Below are 23,466 nucleotides of genomic sequence, written 5' to 3'. Positions count from 1 at the left end.
ATCCGTGGGGGGATCTATGTCGTGGTGATGCTCACCTCGCCGAACTGGGAGGTGCCGAGGGCCAGGGGGTTGCGTGAGCAGACCACGAGGCCCACGTAGTAGGGGGCGTCACCGAAGCCGGGGATGTCTCCCGCGGCGATGGCGGTCCAGGTGGCGCCGTCATCGGTGGAGGCGGACGCGGTGAAGCTCGTCCCGGTGCGCTTCAGCCGCAGCAGGCAGGGAGCGGCGACCGCCGCGTTGCCCGTGAAGGTCGACTTTCCGGCGACGGTCGTGCGCAGCATGAGCTGCGCACTGGTGCCGCCGGTGACGATGGCCCCGGCCGCCTGGTCGAACGGCGACAGGGACTTGGCCATGAGCAGGCCGACCCGGTCGCCGGTGGCTCCGCTGCGGGAGACGAGCCGGGCGGTCACCTCGCAGTCGCCGGTGACGGGCTGTCGTGCGAACTGGCCCGTCATTCCTTGGCTGTTGGCGTTGAGGTCGGTCCCGGCGCCCCGCACCACGAAGGTCCCGTCCTCGTAGGCGGTGCTGCCGGGGGTCTGGATGGCGACCACGCCGAAGGTGCCGAAGGCGCGGTCGTCGAGGACGACGTCACCGAGGTCGCCGTAAGTCCAGGGCGCGGGCGGCGGGGTGCCGACCGTGAGGGTGAGGGTGCCGGTGGTGTCACCGGCGGCGTTGCCCGCGGTGGTGGTGACGGTGAAATCGCCGGTCTCGTTCGGCGTTCCGGAGACCAGGCCGGTGCGCTTGTCGATGCTCAGCCCGTCGGGCAGGCCGTCCGCCGCGAACCGGATGGGCTCGTGCGACGCCCGCAGCAGGAATCGGAAGGGCACTCCCTTGTTGGCGAACGCCGCCGTGGCGGAGGTGAGTTGGGGCACCGACGGTGTGGGCATCGTCGCGGTGGCCGGGTCCGACAGCGGGCCGCGTCCGGCGCAGTTCGTCTTGGCGACGACGTAGTGGTACGTCGTGCCGGGCGTGCCGGTGGCGTCCGCGTACCGGATACGGGCGCCGAAGCCGACCGGTCCGACGCAGACCGCGATCGTCTCGTACGGTCCGTCGGCCTGCGTCGACCGCAGCACCTTGTAGCGGCCCGCGAGGTCCGGGTCGGTCCAGGCCAGCTCCACCGCGTCGGCGCCCGCGGTGGCGCTCAGGTCGGTGGCGGTGCGGGCGGGGCGCGGCACGGACCAGACCTCGCCGCGGGTGCGGGAGGTGACGCTGACGTTGTCGAAGGCGCCGGCGCCGGTCTCGGCGTAGTCCTGGTCGACGCCGAGGCAGGAGGTGAGGGCCAGGCCCGCGTACGCGGTGTGCCCCAACGCGACCTCGGTGGAGCCGACTTCGGTCCAGCGGATGCCGTCCGGGGAGATCGCGCCGGTGCAGCGGTCGCCCCGGCGGGTCACCCGTACCCAGTAGGGCATGCGCATCCGGTAGCCGTCGCCCGCGCCCTCGACGTACGGGGCCTGGAGCGGGGTCGCCGATTCGGGCAGCGTGCCGAGGTTGGAGATCGGGAAGCCGGCGCCGGAGGTGATCGCCTGCTGCTGGGAGGGCGGCACGGGCGTGCTGCCGGTGGCGGATATGCCGGCCCCGTCCTGGGTGCGCACGGTCCACACACCGCTCCAGGTGTGCAGCGGCAGCCCCTGGATGAGCATCGAGGCGTGTGCCGCGTCCGCGTCCAGGGAGGCGCGCAGGGTGACGCCGATCTTGGAGTACTGGGAGCTGAGGGGGAACACCACCCGCGCGGTGATCGTGCCGTCGCCGGCCAGCGGCAGGTGGGCCAGGCGGCAGGTGTCCGCGGTGCCGGACGCCTCCAGCACGAACCGCTCGCCGTCGAAGACGGCCGAACCGGGGATCTTCACCTCACCGATGTCCTGCGTGGCCCAGGACTCGGGGAGTCCTGCGGCGGCCACCGCCCAGGCCGAGCTCGCGCTGCCGCCCTGGGAGTTGGTGGCGGTGACGGCGTAGTAGTGGACGCGGCCTCCGCGCGCGTCGCTGTCGGTGTACGTCGCCTTGTCGACACCGGTCGCGATCTGCTCGTACGGGCCGTCGGGGGTGGTGGCCCGCAGGACCGTGTACGTGTCGGCCCACGCGGACGGCAGCCAGGTCACGGTGACGGACTTGTCGCCGCCGACCGCCGTGACGCCCGCCGGAGCGGCCGGGACGGTGGCGTTGGGCGCCGTCGTGCCGGCGTAGGTGAGGGTGCCCCAGCTGGGCAGGTCGTCGTTGCTGCCCTCGACGACTCGGGCGCCGCCCGTGCCGCGGAAGACGGCCGCCCTGGTGTACGGGGCGTCGAGACCGCGGACGCCCGTGTAGTGGGCGTAGTACATCTCGTAGATCGGCGGGAGGGTGCCGCGGGAAACGGCGGAGACTGCCGTCTTGATGTACTTGCCGGTGCGGTCCAGGTCGGGGACGAAGGGCACGTCGCCGCCGAGGTTGTAGCGGGCGGCGTACTCGGCGTTCGCCAGGATGCGGTTGTCGTCGAAGCCCCACAGGTCGACGCCCTGGTTCCAGGCGACCTGGGCGGCGTCGCCCATGAGGCCGACCGCGAGCTGTTCGTGGCCCTGGTCACGGCCCGACTCCTGGCCCTGGCCGGCGTCGGTGACGATACGGTGCAGGACGCTGCCGTTGCCCGCGCCGGCGGCGGCGAACCTCAGGGCGTCCTCGAAGAGCGCCCGCTCCTCGCAGAACACGCCGATGGCCATGATGGACTGAATCGACGTCAGGTCCCAGTTGCCGTTGGCGTACAGCATGTAGCCGGAGACGGCGGGATACCAGACGGTGAGGAAGGACTCCTCGCAGCGGGCGATGTCGGAGTCCGCCCAGCCGTCGTAGTCGCTGTGCCGCAGCAGCTCGGCGGCGTTGACGAACTTGAATGCCTGCAGACCCGCGCCGAGCGGACCGTCGGCCCCGGTGACGGCCGTCAGGGAGGCCGACCACACGTTGAGGATGTCGCGGGCCTTGTCGGCGTAAGCGCGGTTGCCGGTGATGCGCCACATGAGGGCGAGCTGGTAGGCGGCGGCCGAGTCGGCGACGGCCTGGTTCTGGAAGTTGGTGGGGCCACGGCCCCAGGAGGTGATCTGGCCGGTGTTCTGGATCGTGTACGTCGACTTCGAGCGCGAGTGGGCCGCGAGCGCGAGGAACCCGTCGTAGATCGGGGATTCCCTGGCGGCGACCGCGGCCTTCATGCGGGCCAGGTCGTCGGCGCTGTGCAGTAGTCCGGGGTGGGTGAAGGCCCGGAGCGTGGTGGTGTCGTCCTGGGCCCAGGCCGCCGAGGCGGAGGCGGACAGCAGTCCGCCTCCGGCGGCGACCACGAGCCCCGCGGCGCCGAGGAACGAGCGTCTGCTGAGGGGAAGCACGGGGGTCACGGGGGTGTCTCCTGGATCAGTGGTGCCGCATCACGCGTGCTGCACGGTGAGCGTGACGGTCTGGGTCGCGGTGCCCACGCTGTTGGTGGCCGACACGGTGACGTCGAAGGAGCCGACGTTGTCCGTCATGACGCCGGAGATCAGGCCGGTGCCGGTGTCGATGTCCAGTCCCTTCGGCAGCCCGTCGGCGCTGAACGTCGTCGGTAGCTCGCTTGCCGTGATCAGGTAGTTGAAGACCTGGTTCTTCGTGCCCGCGGCCTGGGCCGGGCTGGTGATCTGGGGCGCGTTGGTGGACGTGGCGTCGGTGGAGTTCAGGAACCGCATGTTCAGCACGTGCTCGTTGGCGTACGCCGGCATCATGTCCGTGAACTTGTACCAGCCGGGCTTCTTCATCCCGTTGCCGATGAACTTGCCGTTGATGACCAGGTTCTGGAACGTGACGTTGTTGATGGCGTGGTCCGCGTCGTAGCCGACCATGATGGCCGGGTTGGCGTGGGTACCGTTGTACGCCAGGTTCTTGATGTACACGCCGTCGATGCCGCGGCCGACGGAGGTGTTGTACGTCTTGTTGAACATGACACGCATGTTGATGAGCTGGCCCCAGCGGAAGTCCTCCACCCGGATGTCCTGGGCGCGGACGTTCTTCACCAGGTTGCTGTCCCCGGGGTTGAGCGCGATGCAGCCCTGGTAGTCCATCTGCGGTTCGCGGTGATCGAGGATGTCGATGTTGCTGAAGACGAGGTTCTCGATGGTCTCCGGGTTGTCGGTGTTGCCGTGTGTGCCGACGTTGATCGGGTGCGCGACGTCCGCCCAGAGGATGGAGTTGCGGACGGTGATGTTTCGGACGTCGCCGTAGTAGTTCCAGCGGTGGGCGTAGATCGCGATGCAGTCGTCGGCGTTGCGCATCCAGACGTTGTCGATCAGGACGTCCTGGCTGCAGAAGATGTCGATGCCGTCGCCCCACTGGCCGTGGCTGTAGGCGTGGAAGTTGTGGATGGTGACCTGCTGGGACTGGCCCACGGTGATCGCGTAGCCGCTGCTGGGGTTGAGCACCGTCACGCCGTCGATCTCGATGTTCTTCGAGTACTCGACCAGCACGCCGCTCGGGGAGTTGTACAGCACGCCGCGGCCCCGCAGTCGGGCGTTCTCCACGTTCTGGAACGCCACCTGCGACGTGAGCACCGCACCGCCGGCCAGGTAGACCGTCTTGCCGCTGGGCACGGTCAGTACGTTGTTGGTGGTCTTGTGCAGGCCGGGGCCGAAGTAGATGACGTCCTCGTCGCCGGGGTCGGGGACGTGCGTCTCGATCGGGTTGGCGTGCAGTTGCAGGTTGTTGAAGACGTCGCCGTCGACCTCGATGGAGAGGTTGCGCGGCTCGGTGAGGGTGAAGCTGATCGTCGCGCCGTCCACCGTGAACTGGGTGTCGTACGACAGCGGGCGGATCCGCGCGCTGCCGATCGTGCCCTTGGCCGACGTGACGGCGACCTCCACGGTGCCCTGGAAGTCGAACATGGCGACGGAGGAGTTGAACACCGGACCGCTGCCCGTGTTCGCGTCGATCTGCTTCGCTCTCGCGCGGTAGACGGGCACCGTCTGCCAGTCGCCGCCCGGGGTACGGGCCTTGACGGAGTAGCTCAGGTTGGTCGGGACCCCGCTCGGGATGGGGTAGATCACCAGCTTGTCGGTCGATGCGGGCGTGTCATCGGCTCTCGCGGTACCGGCTGCGGCACCGATCAGGGAGTACGCGGCGGCAGCGGCGCCCGCGGCCTGGAGAACGGTGCGCCGGGTCATACCGGTGCCCTGGGTGTCGTTCATGGAGAAATTCCTTAACTGAGCGGGAAGATGAGAGACAGACGGGGAGAAGAGGGCCGTCACTTGAGGCCGGATGTGGACATCCCGGTGACGAAGCCGCGCTGAGCGACCAGGAAGATCAGCAGGATGGGGACGACGTACATCACGGTGCCCGCCGCGATCCAGTTGTTGACGGGCAGGCCCTGGGCGTTGACGTACGACGTGGAGATGGCGACCGCGAGCGTGGAACGGTCGTTGGACAGCAAGAGCATGGGAGCGATGTAGTCGCCCCAGCTCCAGGTGAAGGCGATCACGAAGCTGGTCGCGAGCGCCGGCCAGGACTGCGGCAGGAAGATCCGCCAGAAGATCCCGCTCCAGCCGCAGCCGTCGACGATCGCGGCCTCCTCCAGTTCGCGGGGCATGCCGGCGAAGAACTGCCGGAACAGGAAGATGAGGAACGGGGCGCCGGACAGGCCCCACAGCACCCAGGGCCAGTACGTGTCGACCATGCCGAGCTTCGCGAAGATCAGGTAGGTCGGGAAGAGCGTGATCATCTGCGGCAGCATCATGGTGCCGAGCAGCACGCCGAACATCTGCTTCTTGCCGGGTGCGGACAGGCGTGCGAAACCGAAGCCGACCCATGCCGAGCTGAGCGTGACGAGCGTCGCGTAGATCGTTGCGATGATGAGGGAGTTGCGGGCGTAGCCGAGGAAGTCGATGTTGGTGAACGCGTCGGCGAAGTTCCCCCACTTGAGGTCGTGGGGCCACCAGTGCACGGGCGAGGCCGCGAGTTCCGAGGTGGACTTCAGGGCGGTGATCACCAGCCAGCCGAACGGGCCGAGGAACAGGCCGGTGATGATGACGAGCGCCGCGTACAGGGCGAGGCGGGGCAGCCGGGTGGTCACTTCTTCGCCTCCGGGTCGACGTTGTAGAACACCACGCCGGACGTGGTCTTGAAGATGAGTCCGGTGACGATCAGGATCAGCACGAACAGGACCCACAGCAGGGCGGAGGCGTAGCCGAAACGGCCGTAGGCGAAGTACTCCGCGAACACGTGCATCATGTACAGGTAGTTGGACTGCGGGACGGACGTGACGCCCCCGGGCGGGGGCTGGGACGCCAGCAGCAGCGGCATCACGGTCTGCACGGAGGCGATCACGCCCGTCACGGCCTGGAAGAGCAGCACCGGCGACAGCAGCGGCACGGTGACGCTGCGGAAGGTGCGCCAGGCGCTCGCGCCGTCGACCCGGGCGGCCTCGTGGAGTTCGCGAGGGATGTCCTGGAGGCCGGCCAGCGAGATGATCATGACGTTGCCCGCGCCCCACAGCACGGTCATCAGCAGCACGTAGCGGGCGTACGGGTCGCTGAGCCAGGCGACGGCGTTGATGCCGAAGATGTCGAGGACACCGTTGGTGGCGCCGGAGTTCGTGTCGAAGAGCTGCTTGAAGATGAGGCCCGCGCCGACCGGCGGTACGACGGCCGGCAGGTACAGCAGGGTGCGGAAGATGCCGCGGGCCTTGATGGGCCGGTTGACGAGGACCGCGAGGGCGAGGCCCGCGACGATCGACAGGGGCACGGAGGTCACCGCGAACAGTCCGGTCCGGCCCAGGGCGCCCCAGGTGACCGAGTCGCTCAGCAGCTCGCGGTAGTTGGCGAGGCCGATCCAGTGCCAGTTCGGGGAGATCCCGTCGAACGTGGTGAGGCTCAGCCACAGCGCGAACGCCATCGGGCCGATGGTCAGCAGCAGGAATCCGGCGATCCAGGGCGCGGTGAACATGTAGAACGCGCGATGCTGTCGCGTTGCGACGGAGGTCTGCCGCCGCGCGGGCCGAGCGCGGTCGGCGCCCCGGGCGTGGCCGGGCCGCCCGGCGACGGCGGCCAGCTGGTCGGCCGTCATGACACCAGCTCCTTTCCGCGCTTCATCTCTTCGTTCGTCTTGTCGTTGAGCCGGTCGATCAGCGTGCCGATGGACATCTGGCCCCTCATCGCGGCGGGGATGATCAGGTTGATGACCGCGTCCAGGGCCTCGACCTTGGCGTAGGGCGTGAAGGAGACGACCGAGAAGTGCTTCAGCTCGGCCTCCTGCACCGCGACGACCTGCTTCTGATAGTCCTTCTGACGCGGCATCAGGGGGCGGAGGGACCTCAAGGTCGGGATGCCCCAGCCGCCGGTCGCACGGTCCTTGGCCGGACCCTGGCCGAAGAACCATTCGAAGACCCGCCAGGCCGCCTGCTTGTTGTGCGCCTTCTTCGGCATCCAGAAGCCGGTACCGGCCTGGCAGGCGCTGATGCGCGGGCCGCCGGCGAATCGGGGCGCGGGGGCGAGACGGGACACCTTTGCCACCTTCTCGTCCCCGTTGATCATGCCGCCCAGCCAGTAGCCCGAGTTGCTCATGGCCATGCGGTTCGCCATGTAGGTGGGGCCGTCCCAGGTGTCGGGGTTCGGGTTGATGAGGCTCGGTCCGACCCCCGTCTTCGCGTAGTCCACGTACCAGGTGAGCGCCTTGCGGGCCTCCGGGCTGGAGAAGTCGATGGTCGCGTAGTCGTCGGTGAACAGGTTGCCGCCGGCGGCGGCCGTGAGGGCCGCGAGGTTGACGGTCAGGCCGACGCCGTTGTAACTGCCGCCGAACACCCTGGTCTGACCACCCTTGCGCTGGGTGAGCTGTTCGGCCTTCTCCAGCCACTCCTCGTAGGTGATGGGCTCCGTGGCGGACGGGTACGCGACGCTCTTCTGGTCGAACAGGGCGGTGTTGTACCAGTACATGGAGTCCTGGGAGAAGTCCTTCGCCATGCCGTAGCGGGGACCCTTGCCCTGGGCCTTGCCGTCCCAGCGCCACAGGTCGTTCACCGGGTCGAGGTCATCGACCTCGAGGACCGTGCTCTTGGCGAAGTACGGGTCCAGATTCTCGGCGACGCCGCGTGCGGCGAAGTACGGCGCGTCCGTGGCGCCGACGCCGCGCACCAGCTCCGGAGGTCTGCCCGCGGTGAGCATCGCGATCAGGCGGGTGACGTCGTACTTGACCCGGATGATCCTTATGCCGAGCTCCTTCTGCGCCTGCTTGATCTGGTCATCGGTGATGTCGCCCTCGTTGACCATCACCGTGATCGAGTCGCCGCCGCCCCCGCTGTCCGCGGCGCCCGCCACCTGCAGCGCACATCCGCTGAGGGCCGCCGCACCGGCCACGGCGCCGCCGGCCGACAGGGCGAGGAAGCGACGGCGACTGGGGGGAGCACCGGCGTGGGAGCGCATGAACGCCTCACCTTCTGCTTCGGGGAACGCGGCACGGGCTCTGCCGCGGGAACGCAGGCGAAGTTCGGTCGAGTAACAGGTAGCAACCGGTTGCTACGACCGAGTGGGCAGAGCTTCTTCCGGGACGGATGGCACGTCAAGGGGCTTCGCAGATTTTCGAAAAGTCTGTGTAACAGCCGAGACGTGCACGAACAGAGCCGCGGACCGCCGGGCGTCGGGCCCGACAAGGCCGATGAGCTGGGTTTTTGCGAAATCCGATAGTCCTGTTACCCAGAGTGGAGGCCATCCGGAAGCGGATGCTCCCGATCCGGCGGTAGGCACGAGCCCCCACCGGATCGCCGGCGACTGATGGTGACAACCGACCGCCACACCCCCGATGAGCGGCGGAAACCGTTACGGCCCACGCCTGCGGGCCTACCCGCACCCTCCGCACCGACTCACACCACGCCGACGGAGACCGCCCTAACCCCCAACCCCCACTGCGACGTGGGCATTTGCGTGCGGAAGCAGCCGAAAGCCGCCCATCCCCGGTGGCCCGTCGTACCGATTGACCGTGACTCCACAGCGGAATTACGGTAGAAGGCGCTTTCAGAAAATGTTACCGACACGCTTCAGGAGAGACATGCCCAGCGCCCAGCCCCCCAGGGCCGTGTTCGCCATGGATCCGGTGCACCTGCCCCTGCTGTTCCCTCCGCCGCTCATGGCCCGGTTGCAGAAGACGGTCGACATCGACACCGCGCTCGTCGTACGGGACTTCACCGACCCGGCGGCCGCATCCGCGCTGGCCCGGGCCGAGGTACTGATCACCGGCTGGGGCTGCCCCCAGCTGGACGCTCGCACCCTGACGGCGGTGCCAGAGCTGCGCGCGGTGCTGCATGCCGCCGGCTCCGTCCGCTCGCTGGTCGGCGAAGCGCTGTGGCGGCGCGGTGTCGCCGTCTCCAGCGCGGTGACCGGCAACGCGCTGCCGGTCGCGGAGTACACGCTCGCGATGATCCTGCTGGCGGGCAAGGACGCCTTCGGGCACCGGGAGCGGTTCCGGCACACGCACGCCTACCCCTCCCCCGCAGAGACGTCGGGCATCGGGAACCTCGGCCGCCGGATCGGCGTCATCGGCGCATCGCGGGTGGGCCGCCGGCTCCTGGAGCTGCTGCGCCCGTTCGACTTCAGGATCTTCCTCTACGACCCCTACGTGACGGCCGACGAGGCGGAGGCGCTCGGTGCCCAGTCACTGCCGCTGGACGAACTGCTGCGTCGCAGCGACATCGTCAGCCTGCACGCCCCCGACATCCCCGAGACCCAGCGCATGCTCAGCCGCGACCGGCTCGCCCTCATCCGGGACGGCGGCGTGCTGATCAACACCTCCCGGGGCGCGCTGGTCGACCAGAACGCCCTGACCGACGAGTTGGTCTCCGGCCGTCTGAGCGCGGTCCTGGACGTCACGGAGCCCGAGCCGCTGCCCGCCGGCTCCCCGTTGTACGGGCTCCCCAATGTCTTCCTCACCCCGCACATCGCGGGCTCGCTCGGCAACGAGCTGGAACGTCTCGGCCTTGTCGTCGTGACGGAGGTCGAGCGCCTGGTCGCAGGCCTGCCACTGGCCCATGAGGTGCACCGTGCCGATCTGGCCCGTGTCGCGTGACCGGCCCGTCCACAACCCGGTCCGGCGGGGAGTAACGATGGGATACGGTTTCGACACCGGGGGAGGGCGGGATCCCGGCTCGTCGGACGAGAAGGTCCCTACCGTGAAGGAGTCGCTACGGTGAGTCAGCGCAAGGCGTCGGCCGAGGCCGGACGGGCCACCATCCGCGACGTGGCGGAACGGGCGGGCGTGTCGGTCGCCAGCGTGTCGCGCGTCCTGTCGGGCAACTACCCCGTCTCCGACGAGCTGCGCCGCCGGGTGATGAAGGTCGTGCGGGACCTGGACTACGTCACCAACGCCCACGCCCGCTCCCTGGCCGGCGGCGGCACACCGACCGTGGCGATCCTGCTGAACAACATCACGGGCGCCGCGTTCGCACACGTCGCCAAGGGCGTCGAGGGCGCCGCCTCGCTGCGCGGCTGGCTGTCACTGGTGGGCACCACGGGGGACGACCCCGAGCGGGAACTCGCGCTGGTCAACCTCATGCGCCAGCAGGGCGTCGCCGCGGTGGTGCTGCTCGGCGGGGCGTACGACTTCGAGGAGTACCAGCTGAGGATGGCCCGCTTCGCGCGCTCCCTGGACGCGGCCGGCTCGCACCTGGTGCTGGTCGGCAGGCCGCCGCTGGAGGGCGACGTACCGGCGACGACGGTGGACTACGACAACGAGGGCGGGGCCTACGCGATGGCGAGCCATCTGCTGTCCGCCGGGCACCGCCGCGTCCTGGTGCTGCCGGGACCCGCCGAACTCACCACGGCGCAGGGCCGCTTGAAGGGCGCCCAGCGGGCCTTCGAGGCGTACGGGGTGCCGTTCGACCCGGGCCTGGTGCGGCACGGGCCGTACGACGACGAGCACGGGTACACGGCCGTCGAGGCGGCCCTGCACGAAACGCCGGACTTCACCGCCGTCCTCGCCGGAACCGACGTGGTGGCCGCGGGCGCCATGCAGGCGCTGCGCGCGGCGGGCCTCCGTGTGCCCGAGGACGTCTCCATCGTCGGCTACGACGACATCCCGCTCGCCTCCCAGCTCACTCCCCAACTGACCACCGTGCACGTCCCGTACGAGGAGATGGGCCGCGTCGCGCTGCGCGCGGTGGCGGACCGGCGCGAGAGCGGCACGAGCCGCCGAAAGGGAAGCGACGGCGACCACCTGGTGCTGGGCACGCACGTCGTCGTACGCGGCTCCGTGCAGCCGCCGCCGCGACGGTCGTGACGCGGCACGCGCAGTTCGACGTTTCGTAAACGGTTACAGCCCGGAAACCGCCCGCCCCTGAGAACGCTTACCGCGCGGCACAAGAGGCGACGCAGGCACGCTTGCACTGCGCTGACCTGCGTGAATGCCCGCCGCACCACAACGGCCAGCCCACCCTTCCGGCTTACGTGCCGGACAACGGGCCGTAACAATTTCCGCCCGCCCTCTTGCTAGAGACGTGGAATCGTCCTACGGTCCACAGCAACCGCTTACTACAGCTTCAGCTTGGCCGACCCCCCGCAACCGCGAGCCGACGGTTTCCCGGCCGCTGTTCCTGGCCAACACCGAGCCGCCGTCCTCTCGTTCTGAGAACGCCTACATTCCGAAGGATCACGGTCAGATGAACTTCACCAGCTCCCGGAGAAGGTTCGCCCACGCCGCCGTCGCGGGCATCGCGCTGACAGGTCTCCTCACCGCCTGCGGCGGATCCGACTCGGGCGACGACGCGAAGTCGAAGTCCTCCGGCCCCGTCACCCTCGACTTCTGGGGCTGGGCCAACGGCCAGGAGGCCGTCGTGAAGGCGTTCAACGCCTCGCACAAGGACATCAAGCTGAAGTACACCAAGGTCACCGACCAGCTGACCATGCAGAAGCAGCTGACCAACGCGGTGAAGGCGGGCAACGCGCCCTGCCTGGTGCAGAACACGGCCGAGTACGTGACCAGCTGGGTGTCGCAGGGCGCCCTCGCCGACATCACCCAGTACGTCGAGTCCAGCAAGGACAAGTTCAACCCGGGCTCCTGGGCGAGCGCACAGGTGCAGGGCAAGATGTACGGCGTTCCCACGAGCTCGGCGCCGAACTTCACGATCTACCGCACCGACATCTTCCAGAAGTACGGCCTCAAGCCCCCGGCGACCTGGGACGACTTCATCGCTGCGGGCAAGGAGCTGAAGAAGCACGGCATCAAGATCACCAACTTCGCCGGTGAGGACCCGAGCACGCTCGAGGTTCTCGCGATGCAGGCCGGGGCACACTGGTACTCCATCGACGGCAACTCCTGGAAGGTGAACTTCCAGGACCCGGGGAGCCTGAAGGCCGCGCAGGTGATCCAGGACATCGTCGACAACGACCTGAACTCCAAGCTGTCGTTCGCCGACTACGCGGCCGTGCAGCGCAACTACGACACCGGCGGCACCGCGACCCGGCAGATCTCCACCTGGCAGCAGTCCGGCATGGTCGCGAACTTCACCAAGTCCTTCGGCAAGTGGGCCCTGTCCCCCTGGCCGACGTTCAAGGGCGAGGCGCCCAAGACCCCGGCCGGCACCAACCTGACCGGCAGCGTGACCCTGGTGGCCAAGCAGTGCAAGAACCAGGAGCAGGCCGCCCAGGCGGCACTGTGGATGTCCACGGACCAGACCGCCGTCAAGACGATGGCGAGCCCGGAGACCGGCAACGGCGTGTTCCCGGCGCTGGCGGACAGTGACTCGTACGTCGCCGAGGCGACCTCCCAGAAGCTGCTCGGCAACAACTACCAGGCGGCCCAACAGGTCGTGAAGGACAGCCTGAAGACCGTCACCACCGACTGGACCTTCGGCCCGGACTGGACCGCGATGTTCACGGAGATGCAGGCGGGCTGGGCCAAGGTGGTCAACAAGCAGGAGAAGGTCACCGACCTGCTGGCGCACATGCAGCAGTGGACCGTCAATGACCTGAAGTCCCGCGGTATCAGCGTCAAGGGCTGAGGCAGTCTCGATGATTCGCTCCATGCGCTGGAAGGGCGCCGCGTTCACGGTGCCCTTCCAGCTCGGCTTCGTCTTCCTGTACCTGCTCCCCATCGGGTACGCCGTCTACCAGTCGCTGTTCCGCGAGCAGCAGTCCGGCCTCGGGCTCGGGGGCTCGACCACTGAGTTCAACGGGCTCGACAACTACGCCAAGGGCCTGAGCGACTCGGCGTTCATGGGCTCCATCCTGCGGGTGGTGCTCTTCGCCTGCGTCCAGATCCCGGTGATGCTGTTCATCAGCCTGGTACTGGCGCTGCTCCTGGACGCGGTCACCTCACGGGTGGCCGGCCGCTTCCGGATCCTGCTGCTGGTGCCGTACATGATCCCCGGCGTGGTCGCGGCGATCATGTGGGTCAACCTCTACAGCCCGGACGTCGGCCCACTCACCCCGCTCGGCGAGCTCTTCGGCTTCCACTGGAACTTCTTCGCGCCGTCGATGGTGTGGCCGTCCATCGGCAACCTGCTGACCTGGCACGGTATCGGTTACAACATGGTGATCATCTACTCGGCGCTGCAGGGCGTGCCCCGCGAACTGTTCGAGGCGGCCCGGCTCGACGGCGCGTCCGAGATCCGGATCGCGCGCAGCATCAAGATCCCGTACGTGCGCGGGGCCCTGGTCCTGACCGGTCTGCTCTCGATCATCCAGATGCTGCAGATCTTCAACGAGCCCGCGCTGTTCCGGAACGTCACCCCGCAGACGGTCAGCGACAGCTTCACCCCGATCATGATCATCTACAACCAGGCGTTCAACTCCGGCAACTACCACTACGCCGCGGCACTGTCGGTGCTGCTCGCCCTGATTCTGGGCCTCGCCTCCTTCCTCTTCTACCGGTTCACCTCGAAGGAGGCCGACTGATGGTGCTGACCGACAAGCGCACCGAGAGGCCCCCTGTCCGCAGCGCCCGGCGCCTGACCCGTCCGGACGCCGCCTCCCGCGGGCGGGGCGGCCAGCGCTTCCTCCTCCTCGGGCTGATCCTGGCCAGCGTCTACAGCCTGTTCCCGGTGTGGTGGCTGCTCGTCGCCGCGACCAAGAACCGGACCGCGCTGTACCAGAGCAACGGCCTGTGGTTCTCCGGCTGGCACCTGTGGGAGAACCTGCACCAGGTGTTCACCTACCAGGACCACATCTTTCTGCGCTGGACGGCGAACTCGTTCCTGTATGCGGGCGTCGGTTCACTCGGCGGCACGCTGGTCGCCCTCGCCACGGGCTACGGCCTGGCGCGCTTCGACTTCCCCGGCCGGAACGTGGTCTTCGCGTGCGTCGTCGGCTCGTTCCTGATCCCGATCGCGCTTCTCACGCTCCCCCTCTACCTGCTGTTCTCGGCGATCGGCCTGGTGGACACCCCCTGGGCGATGCTGATCCCCTGCCTGATCAACCCGTTCAGCGTGTACCTGGCCAAGGTGTACACGGAAGCCACGATCCCCTACGAGCTGTTGGAGGCGGCCCGCATCGACGGCGCCGGTGAGCTGCGGATCTTCTTCAGCATCGTGCTGCGGATGATGACGACGGGCGGCGCGACGGTGTTCCTGCTCGCCTTCGTCAACACCTGGAACGCCTTCTTCCTCCCGCTGACCGTGCTGCGCGGCAAGGAGAACTGGACCCTGAACCTGGGCCTGTACAACTGGTCGGGTACGCGGATGGAGTCCGGCATCGACCTGACGGGGCTCGTGCTGACCGGTGCACTGCTGTCCATCGTGCCGATGGCGATCATGATGGTGGCGATGCGCCGCTACTGGCGGACCGGCGTCACTCTGGGAGCCCTCAAGTGACCGTGCTGCGCAATCCCGTGATCCGCGGTTTCGCCCCGGACCCCTCGCTGGTCCGGGTCGGCGACTGGTACTACGTGGCCACGAGTTCGTTCGAGTGGTTCCCGACGATCCCGATCCACCGGTCGCGCGATCTGGCGCACTGGGAGTACGCGGGTCATGTGCGGGGTGCGGTCCCCGGGGACTCACTGGCCGGGGTCCCCGACTCGGGGGGCGTCTGGGCGCCGTCGCTGAGCTGGGACGGCGAACGGTTCTGGATGGTCTACACGATCGTCCGCTCGGTCGGCACGGCGTACTTCGACCTGGACACGTACGTCACCACGGCGACCGAGGCGGACGGGAAGTGGAGTGCGCCGCGCAGGGTCGCGAGCCATGGCTTCGACCCGGCGCTCTTCCACGACGGGGGCCGGCTGTGGCTGCTCAACCTCCAGAACGACCACCGCCCGGGCGGGGACCGTTTCGCCGGGATCGTCCTGACGGAGCTGGACCGAGCCACCCTCGCCCCGCTCGGTGAAACGCACCTGCTGCTTCAGCACGAACGGCTCATCGAGGGTCCGAAGCTGCTGCGACGCGACGGCTGGTACTACCTGGTCCTCGCGGAGGGAGGCACGGGCTTCCAGCACGGGGTGCGCGTGGCGCGCGGGCGGACCATCACCGGCCCGTACGAACTGGACGACGCTCCCCTGCTGACGAGCCGGGACGATCCCTCGCTGCCGTTGCAGAAGGCGGGGCACGCGGAGTTGGTCGAGACGCCGGACGGGTCGTGGGTCATGAGCCATCTGGCGGCCCGTCCGCTGCGGACCCCGGACGGTCCCCGGTGCACCCTCGGCCGAGAGACGGCGATCCAGGCCGTGACCTGGGACACGGACGGCTGGCCCCGGCTGCGACAGGGAGGCCCGCACCCCCTGGTCGAGGTCGACGTCCCCACGCGCTCCGACCCGGCGCCGCCGATCGCGCGGCCCGAGCCGCTGTCCTGGCCCTGGAGCACCCTGCGCGGATACCCGGACCCGTCCTGGGCCGACACCGCCGGCCGTCCGGGCTGGATCCGGCTGCGTGGCCGTCAGGGGCCCGAGTCGCTGTGGGCGCAGAGCCTGCTCGCCCAGCGCGTCACCGAGCACCGCGCGGAGGCCGAGGTCACGGTGGAGGCGGCGCCGCGCACCTTCACCCAGGCCGCCGGCCTCGTCCTCTGGTACGACACCCGGTCCTACCTGACGCTCGACCTGACCTGGGCGGAGCCCGACGGCGAACCGCAGCGGGGCCAGCAGTGGCGGGGGGCCGGCCGTACCGTGCTCAGCCTGGTGGAGCGGGACGAGCAGGACCTCCGGCAGGTCGCCCTGGTCGACGTGGACGCGCGCGGCCCGGTCACGCTGGGCGTCACCGTCGACGGCGCCGAGGCCCGGTTCTGGTATGTGCGGGCGGGCACGCGCACGCCGGTCGGGCCGCCGCTCGACTTCAGCCGGCTGTCCGACGACCACGGCTCCCGGCTGCGGTTCACGGGCGCCTTCGCGGGCATCCACGCCCGCGACCTGGTCGACGCCGCGTTCACGGCCGACTTCACCGGCTTCCGTCTCACCTGCACGCCCCCGGTGACGATGCTGGGGGGAGCGGAGCTGACGCGTCATCACGGGTGAGGCCGCCGCCGCGCACGGCGGCTCAGCCGCCCCGGGCAAACGAGAGGCGGGTGTCGTACCGGACCGGCGATCCGGTACGACACCCGCCTCGCTGCACAGGAATCCGAGGGGTCAGTGCGTGGGCACGTCCACGACCACGACCTCGTCGATGCTGCGCTGGATCTCCTCCGGGCGCGGGGCGACGGCGCGGGCCCAGAAGTAGATGCCCAGGGAGAAGACGGCGATGACCAGGATGTCCCACCACAGCGGGAGGTTGCCCTGGCCGCCGAAGGTGCCCTGCCAGGAGATCAGGCCCATGCCCAGCAGGTAGACCGGCAGCCACTGGGCGGCCTTGAAGTCCATCCGGGGCGCGTCGGGCAGGCCCTTGTTGTTGGCGTAGAGGGCGTAGCCGCCGAGCAGCACGTAGCCGAGGACGATCGCCACGCCGAGCCGCCAGAGGATGTCCCAGCCGGACCAGAAGATGATCAGGTTGGCCACCACGAAGGACAGCGGGGCGATCACCTTGCCGGCGGGCAGGCGGTAGGGGCGCTCGCGGTCCGGCAGCTTGTCGGTGAAGACGCCGTAGGCGAGCGGGGCGCCCGCGTACATCAGGACGCTCGCCGAGGTGATGAAACCGACCAGCTTCTGCCAGCTCGGGAAGGGCAGGAAGCAGATGACGCCGGTGACGAAGGAGAGGATCAGGCCGAACCACGGCACGCCGCGGGCATCGACCTTCTCGAACAGCTTGGGCGCGTAGCCGTTCTTGGAGAGACCGAAGGAGACACGCGAGGTGGCGGTGGTGTAGATGAGGCCGGTGCCGCCGGGGGAGATCACCGCGTCGATGTACAGCACGACGGCCAGCCAGCCGAGGCCGACCAGCGTGGCCAGGCCCGCCCACGGGCCCTCGATGCCCTTGAAGGCGAGCTTCGCCCAGCCGTGCGCGAAGCTGCTGTGGGGCAGCGCGGCGATGAACACGACCTGGAGCAGGACGTAGATGATCGCGCCGATCGCGACGGAGCCGAGGGTCGCGCGGGGCAGGTCGCGCTTGGGGTCGCGGCTCTCACCGGCGAGCTGGATCGCCTGCTCGAAGCCCAGCAGGGCGAAGATGATGCCGCTGGTGCTGATGGCGCCGAGCACACCCTTGGCGCCCATCGGGGCGAAGCCCTCCGAGGTGAAGTTGCCCGGGTGGAAGTTGCCGATCGCGACGATGAAGATGGCGGCCAGCGGGACGGCGATCTTCCACCAGGTGGCGGCGCTGTTGGTGTGCGCGAGGACCTTGACGCCGAGGAAGTTGACGGCGACGAAGACGGCCATCAGGAAGACGGCGACGACGAGACCGCTGGCCGTCAGGGTGCCGTCGGAGGCGTGCTGGAAGCTCTGCGCGAAGTGCCAGTGGCCGAGGTAGCCGATCATGGCCTCGACCTCGATGGGCGCCACGGTCGCCGCCTGGAGCCAGGAGAACCAGCCGAAGGACATGCCCGCCAGGCCGCCGAAGGCGTAGTGCGGATAGCGTGCCGTACCGCCCGCCACCGGGAACATGCCGCCGAGCTCGGCGTGCACGAGGGCGAGGAGGACGATGGCGACAGCGCCGATCACCCACGAGATGGTCGCCGCGGGACCGGCTGTCATGACGGCGTTCTTGGCGCCGTAGAGCCAGCCGGAGCCGATGATGGACCCCACCGAGGCCCACATCAGTCCGATCAGACCGACGTCACGCCGCAGACCGGTCCGGTCGCGGGTGGCGTCGGGGGCTGCATGGTCAAGGTTCACCATGTCAAGGGGCCTCTCACTATCTGAGCAGGGAATTAACGCACAATTGGCGGCTCAGGGTAGGAACGGAGACCCGTTCGACAGAAGGTCGTCACCTGAAATTTGACCCTTCCAGGGGGATTTCTTTTACTCGCACTTTGCGCAGGTCAGCGAGGGTTCCGGAATGTCCGTATTCAGTCCGGGAATGCGAGAAGAAGGTAAGACAGATCACACTTCTCGAGGTATTCGGCCGGCGTAAATAGTCATGCTCATGCCAAACAGTTCCCGCAGGCCGGACGCGCTGAAGAACGTCCGCACACGTGACCGCCGCCTCCCGAACATCGATACTGCCGACAGCGAGTGGACGCAGGAGGCTCCCATGAAGATGTTGATCAATGTCCCGGAGACGGTGGTCGCCGACGCGCTGCGGGGCATGGCGGCCGCGCACCCCGAGCTTGCCGTCGATGTGGAGAACCGGGTGATCGTACGGCGTGACGCCCCGGTCGCCGGAAAGGTCGCGCTCGTCTCCGGCGGCGGTTCGGGCCACGAGCCGCTGCACGGCGGCTTCGTGGGCCCCGGCATGCTGTCGGCGGCCTGCCCCGGCGAGGTGTTCACCTCTCCGGTGCCCGACCAGATGGTACGGGCGGCGGCCGCCGTGGACAGCGGCGCCGGTGTCCTGTTCATCGTGAAGAACTACACCGGCGACGTGCTGAACTTCGAGATGGCGGCCGAGCTCGCCGAGGACGAGGGCATCCAGGTCGCGAAGGTCCTGGTCAACGATGACGTCGCCGTGACCGACAGCCTCTACACGGCGGGCCGGCGCGGCACCGGCGCCACCTTGTTCGTGGAGAAGATCGCGGGGGCGGCGGCCGACGAGGGGCAGCCGCTGGAGCGGGTGCAGTCCATCGCCCGGCAGGTCAACGAGAACTCCCGCAGCTTCGGTGTCGCCCTGAGCGCCTGCACCACGCCCGCCAAGGGGACCCCCACCTTCGACCTGCCGCCCGGCGAGCTGGAGCTGGGTATCGGCATCCACGGCGAGCCGGGCCGCGAGCGGCGCCCGATGATGACCGCCCGGGAGATCGCCGACTTCTCGGTGAACGCCGTCCTGGACGACCTGGAGCCCCGCAATCCGGTGCTGGTCCTGGTCAACGGCATGGGCGCCACCCCACTGCTGGAGCTGTACGGCTACAACGCGGAGGTGCAGCGGGTGCTGTCCGAGCGTGGCGTCCCGGTGGCCCGCACTCTGGTCGGCAACTATGTCACCTCCCTCGACATGGCCGGCGCCTCGGTCACCCTGTGCCAGATCGACGAGGAGCTGCTGCGGCTGTGGGACGCACCGGTGAGCACGCCGGCGCTGCGCTGGGGCCTGTGAGCGACCTGTCCCCCGGGCCGCACGCGGGGCAGACGAGTGAGGTCAACGTTCGTATCAGGCAAGGAGATGCAGTGCTCGACGCCGACTTCTTCCGCCGTTGGATGACGGCGGCCGCCGCGTCCGTCGACCGCGAGGCCGAGCGGCTGACCGCGCTCGACTCGCCGATCGGCGACGCCGACCACGGCAGCAACCTGCAGCGCGGCTTCCGCGCGGTCACGGCCACGCTGGAGAAGGAGGCGCCGGACACGCCCGGTGCGATTCTCCAGCTCGCGGGCCGTCAACTGATCTCGACGGTCGGGGGTGCCTCCGGCCCGCTGTACGGGACGCTGCTGCGCCGCACCGGCAAGGCCCTCGGGGACGCCACCGAGGTGACCGAGCAACAGCTGACGGACGCCGTACGGGAGGGCGTGGACGCGGTGATGGCGCTCGGCGGGGCCGCGCCCGGCGACAAGACCATGATCGACGCCCTGGTGCCCGCGGTGGACGCGCTCGCCACCTCCTTCCGGGCGGCGGCGGCCGCCGCCGAGGAGGGTGCCGTGGCGACGATCCCGTTGCAGGCCCGCAAGGGCCGGGCGAGCTATCTGGGTGAGCGCAGCATCGGGCACCAGGATCCCGGCGCCACCTCGTCCGCCCTGCTGATCGCCGCTCTCGTGGAGGCCTCCGGTGAGTGACGGCACGGAGAACCTGGTCGGGATCGTGCTCGTCTCGCACAGCCCGGCGGTCGCCGAGTCGGTGGCGACGCTGGCGAAGGCGCTGTCGGGCGGGGGGACCACCGCGCCCATCGCCGCGGCGGGCGGAACGGTGGACGGCGGGTTCGGAACGAGCTCCGAGCTGGTGTCCGCCGCGGCGGCCTCCGTCGACCGGGGTGCGGGAGTCGCGATCCTGATGGACCTGGGCAGCGCGGTTCTCACTGTGAAGGCGCTGCTCGCGGAGGGCGACGAGCTGCCGCCTAACACCCGGGCCGTCGACGCCCCGTTCGTCGAGGGCGCGGTCGCCGCGATGGTCACGGCGTCGACGGGCGCGGACCTGGCGGCGGTGGAGGCGGCGGCCGGGGAGGCGTACTCCTACCGGAAGGAGTGACGGGGCACCCGAATCGTCGGGACGGTGCGGCCGAGGGCCGGGGCGGATCGGGGCCCCGGCCCTCGGCCGCGTTCGCCGGCGCGGGATCAGCGACGACAGCGGACCGCGCCGTCGGCACGAACTGCCCTGGAAGGCAAGCGAGTTCACGCCGCATAGGGCACCAGCATACGTAGCCCGGACGGGCCCGGGCCAACACCGCCCCCGTCCGCGGGGCCCGGTTGGGCTGTCCGGGTGCGGGCGGATCCGCTATTCGGGGGCGGACAGCTCCTGGAACTCCTCCAGGGCGTGGGTGAGCCACTGGATCCAGAAGGTCTCCAGGTCGATGCCGGCCCGCAGCACGAGGTGCTGGAGGCGGTCCCGCACCGAGTCACGGCCGGGCCCGAAGTCGCGTTCCTCGAACTCGCGGTACTCGGCCAACTGACGCCGGTGCAGGTCGAGATGGCGGCGCAGGTCCGCCTCCATCCCCTCGGTGCCGACGACGGCGGCGGCGCGCAGCCGCAGCAGCAGCACGTCCCGGTGCGGCTTGGGGTCCTGGGAGGCGGCCGTCCAGCGGGCGAGTTCGGCACGGCCGGCCGGCAGGACCTCGTACGACTTCTTCTGCCCCCGGGCCGGCTGCTCGGCGGGCAGGGCGCGGATCAGGCCGTCGCTCTCGAGGCGTCCCAGCTCCCGGTAGATCTGCTGATGGGTGGCCGACCAGAAGTAGCCGATCGAGCGGTCGAACCGACGGGTCAGTTCGAGCCCCGACGACGGCTTCTCCAGCAGGGCGGTCAGGATCGCGTGCGGGAGGGACATGGCCTCATCCTAGGGACCGGCTCCGGCTCCTACAGTGCCGCCGCCAGCTCCGTGCCCTGCTTGATCGCACGCTTGGCATCCAGCTCGGCAGCCACGTCGGCGCCGCCGATGAGGTGCGGGGTGCGGCCCGCGGCGAGAAGCTCCTCGTACAGGTCGCGGCGCGGCTCCTGCCCGGTGCACAGGACGACCGTGTCGACCTCCAGGACGCGGCTCTCCCCGTCCACGGTGATGTGCAGCCCGGCGTCGTCGATCCGGTCGTATCCGACGCCCGGCACCATGGTCACGCCCCGGTGCTTCAGCTCGGTGCGGTGGATCCAGCCGGTGGTCTTGCCGAGCCCGGCGCCGACCTTGGAGGTCTTGCGCTGGAGGAGGTGGACGGTGCGCGGCGGGGCGGGCCGCTCGGGGGCGGCGAGGCCGCCGGGGGCCCGGTAGTCCATGTCGACGCCCCAGTGGCGGAAGTATGTCGCCGGGTCCTCGCTCGCCTTGTCACCGCCGTCGGTGAGGTACTCGGCGACGTCGAACCCGATGCCGCCCGCGCCGAGGATCGCCACGCGGTCGCCGACGGGCGCGCCGTCCCGCAGCACGTCGAGGTAGCCGAGGACGCGTGGGTGGTCGGCGCCGGGGATGTCGGGGGTGCGGGGGGTGACACCGGTCGCCACGACGATCTCGTCGTATCCGGACAGGTCACCGGCGGCGACAGGGGTGTTCAACCGGACGTCCACGCCGTGCAGGTCGAGCTGGGTGCGGAAGTAGCGCAGGGTCTCGTCGAACTCCTGCTTGCCCGGCACCTTGCGGGCCACGTTGAGCTGGCCCCCGATCTCGCCCGCCGCCTCGTAGAGCGTGACGTCGTGGCCGCGCTCGGCGGCGGAGACGGCACAGGCCAGTCCGGCGGGACCGGCGCCGACGACGGCGACGCGCTTGCGCAGCCGGGTCGGGGCGAGGACGAGTTCGGTCTCGTGGCAGGCGCGCGGGTTGACCAGGCAGGAGGTGATCTGCCCGCTGAAGGTGTGGTCGAGGCAGGCCTGGTTGCAGCCGATGCAGGTGTTGATGGTCTCGGGCCGCCCGGCCGCGGCCTTGGCGACGAAGTCCGGGTCGGCGAGCATCGGGCGGGCCAGGGACACCATGTCGGCGTATCCCTCGGCGATCAACTGCTCGGCCAGCTCGGGGGTGTTGATGCGGTTGGTCGTCACCAGCGGCAGCGAGACGGCCCCCATGACCTTCTTGGTCACCCAGGCGTACGCGCCGCGCGGCACGGAGGTGGCGATGGTGGGGATGCGGGCCTCGTGCCAGCCGATGCCGGTGTTGATGATCGTGGCTCCGGCGGCCTCGACCGCCTTGGCGAGGGTGACGACCTCCTCCAGGGACGAGCCGCCGGGGACGAGGTCCAGCATGGAGAGCCGGTAGACGACGATGAAGTCCTCGCCGACCGCCTCGCGGACGCGGCGGACGATCTCGACCGGGAAGCGCATCCGGTTCTCGTAGGAGCCGCCCCAGCGGTCGGTGCGCCGGTTGGTCCCCGCCGCGATGAACTCGTTGATGAGGTAGCCCTCGGAGCCCATGATCTCCACGCCGTCGTACCCGGCCTGCCGGGCCAGGCGGGCGGCGCGCGCGTAGTCGTCGATGGTCTGCTCGACCTCGGCGTCGCTGAGGGCGTGCGGGACGAACGGGCTGATCGGCGCCTGGAGGGCGCTGGGCGCGACGAGGTCGCGGTGGTAGGCGTAACGGCCGAAGTGGAGGATCTGCATCGCGATCCGCCCGCCCTCGCGGTGCACGGCGTCGGTGATGACGCGGTGCTGTTCGGCCTCCGCGTCGGTGGTGAGCTTGGCGCCGCCCTCGTACGGGCGTCCGGCCTCGTTGGGGGCGATACCGCCGGTGACGATGAGCCCCACTCCCCCGCGCGCCCGCTCGGCGTAGAACGCCGCCATGCGCTCGAAGCCGCGCTCGGCCTCCTCCAGGCCCACGTGCATCGAGCCCATGAGCACGCGGTTGGGCAGCGTGGTGAAGCCCAGGTCGAGCGGGGTCAGCAGGTGCGGGTAGCGGCTCATGGGGCCCTCCGTGCGGCGTGTCGTCCCGTCTGTTGTAGACGACGGCGGCCGGTT

The 23,466-nt window shown here is 69.6% G+C and carries 17 protein-coding genes; 9 read left to right on the top strand and 8 right to left on the bottom strand.

The features are described from left to right. Window positions 1-14 precede the first annotated feature (14 nt). Genes N8I84_RS36810 through N8I84_RS36790 form a run of 5 tightly spaced genes read right to left on the bottom strand, consistent with a single transcriptional unit; the run spans window position 15 to window position 8,393 of the window. On the bottom strand, window positions 15-3,344 hold the full coding sequence (locus N8I84_RS36810; protein ID WP_263235009.1) for an alginate lyase family protein: 3,330 nt from the start codon (window positions 3,342-3,344) through the stop codon (window positions 15-17). 39 nt (window positions 3,345-3,383) lie between these two features. After that, entirely contained in the window at window positions 3,384-5,168 is a 1,785-nt protein-coding gene (locus N8I84_RS36805; RefSeq protein ID WP_263233823.1) for a glycosyl hydrolase family 28 protein, read from the bottom strand. Between the two features lie 56 nt (window positions 5,169-5,224). Then, entirely contained in the window at window positions 5,225-6,049 is an 825-nt protein-coding gene (locus tag N8I84_RS36800) for a carbohydrate ABC transporter permease (RefSeq protein ID WP_263233822.1), read from the bottom strand. Further along, a complete protein-coding gene (locus tag N8I84_RS36795; RefSeq protein ID WP_263233821.1) occupies window positions 6,046-7,041 on the bottom strand; it encodes a carbohydrate ABC transporter permease in 996 nt (331 codons plus the stop codon). Before N8I84_RS36795 ends, N8I84_RS36800 begins: the two co-directional genes overlap by 4 nt. Beyond that, window positions 7,038-8,393: an extracellular solute-binding protein gene (locus N8I84_RS36790; protein WP_263233820.1), complete on the bottom strand. Its 1,356-nt coding sequence runs from the start codon at window positions 8,391-8,393 to the stop codon at window positions 7,038-7,040. The genes N8I84_RS36795 and N8I84_RS36790 overlap by 4 nt, the downstream gene beginning before the upstream one ends. A gap of 622 nt (window positions 8,394-9,015) precedes the next feature. Between N8I84_RS36790 and N8I84_RS36785 the strand changes: the two genes are divergently transcribed. From N8I84_RS36785 to N8I84_RS36760, 6 genes are all read left to right on the top strand, one after another. After that, window positions 9,016-10,029 carry a hydroxyacid dehydrogenase gene (locus N8I84_RS36785; RefSeq protein ID WP_263233819.1) on the top strand — a complete coding sequence of 338 codons (1,014 nt, stop codon included), beginning with the start codon at window positions 9,016-9,018 and terminating at the stop codon, window positions 10,027-10,029. A 120-nt stretch (window positions 10,030-10,149) separates the two neighbouring features. Then, the gene (locus N8I84_RS36780) at window positions 10,150-11,238 is read left to right on the top strand and encodes a LacI family DNA-binding transcriptional regulator (protein WP_263233818.1); all 1,089 of its coding nucleotides are present in this window, start codon (window positions 10,150-10,152) and stop codon (window positions 11,236-11,238) included. A 379-nt stretch (window positions 11,239-11,617) separates the two neighbouring features. Further along, window positions 11,618-12,958 (top strand): ABC transporter substrate-binding protein, encoded by a 1,341-nt coding sequence (locus N8I84_RS36775; RefSeq protein ID WP_263233817.1) that lies wholly within the window; start codon window positions 11,618-11,620, stop codon window positions 12,956-12,958. 10 nt (window positions 12,959-12,968) lie between these two features. Beyond that, window positions 12,969-13,853: a carbohydrate ABC transporter permease gene (locus N8I84_RS36770; RefSeq protein WP_263233815.1), complete on the top strand. Its 885-nt coding sequence runs from the start codon at window positions 12,969-12,971 to the stop codon at window positions 13,851-13,853. After that, window positions 13,853-14,767, top strand: coding sequence for a carbohydrate ABC transporter permease (locus N8I84_RS36765; protein ID WP_263233814.1), 915 nt, complete (start codon window positions 13,853-13,855; stop codon window positions 14,765-14,767). Before N8I84_RS36770 ends, N8I84_RS36765 begins: the two co-directional genes overlap by 1 nt. Then, window positions 14,764-16,395: a glycoside hydrolase family 43 protein gene (locus N8I84_RS36760; protein WP_263233813.1), complete on the top strand. Its 1,632-nt coding sequence runs from the start codon at window positions 14,764-14,766 to the stop codon at window positions 16,393-16,395. The genes N8I84_RS36765 and N8I84_RS36760 overlap by 4 nt, the downstream gene beginning before the upstream one ends. Window positions 16,396-16,506: 111 nt before the next feature. Here N8I84_RS36760 and N8I84_RS36755 read toward each other — a convergent pair whose 3' ends face one another. Continuing rightward, window positions 16,507-18,147, bottom strand: coding sequence for an APC family permease (locus N8I84_RS36755; protein WP_263233812.1), 1,641 nt, complete (start codon window positions 18,145-18,147; stop codon window positions 16,507-16,509). Between the two features lie 355 nt (window positions 18,148-18,502). On the opposite strand from N8I84_RS36755, the gene dhaK reads away from it, so the two are divergent. From dhaK to N8I84_RS36740, 3 genes are all read left to right on the top strand, one after another. Next, a complete protein-coding gene (dhaK, locus tag N8I84_RS36750; protein WP_263235008.1) occupies window positions 18,503-19,495 on the top strand; it encodes a dihydroxyacetone kinase subunit DhaK in 993 nt (330 codons plus the stop codon). A 71-nt stretch (window positions 19,496-19,566) separates the two neighbouring features. Continuing rightward, complete coding sequence (gene dhaL, locus N8I84_RS36745) at window positions 19,567-20,166, top strand: dihydroxyacetone kinase subunit DhaL (protein ID WP_263233811.1); 600 nt, start codon at window positions 19,567-19,569, stop codon at window positions 20,164-20,166. Then, entirely contained in the window at window positions 20,159-20,575 is a 417-nt protein-coding gene (locus N8I84_RS36740; protein WP_263233810.1) for a PTS-dependent dihydroxyacetone kinase phosphotransferase subunit DhaM, read from the top strand. Before dhaL ends, N8I84_RS36740 begins: the two co-directional genes overlap by 8 nt. Before the next feature lie 246 nt (window positions 20,576-20,821). Here N8I84_RS36740 and N8I84_RS36735 read toward each other — a convergent pair whose 3' ends face one another. Together N8I84_RS36735 and N8I84_RS36730 are read right to left on the bottom strand one after the other, a co-directional pair. After that, entirely contained in the window at window positions 20,822-21,367 is a 546-nt protein-coding gene (locus N8I84_RS36735) for a PadR family transcriptional regulator (RefSeq protein WP_263233809.1), read from the bottom strand. 29 nt (window positions 21,368-21,396) lie between these two features. Beyond that, entirely contained in the window at window positions 21,397-23,412 is a 2,016-nt protein-coding gene (locus N8I84_RS36730) for an NADPH-dependent 2,4-dienoyl-CoA reductase (protein ID WP_263233808.1), read from the bottom strand. Window positions 23,413-23,466 lie beyond the last annotated feature (54 nt).

Origin of the sequence: Streptomyces cynarae (genome assembly GCF_025642135.1) — a bacterium.
GTDB lineage: Bacteria > Actinomycetota > Actinomycetes > Streptomycetales > Streptomycetaceae > Streptomyces > Streptomyces cynarae.
Note: the sequence above shows the minus strand (reverse complement) of the source record. Positions and strands in the feature narration are given on the sequence as shown.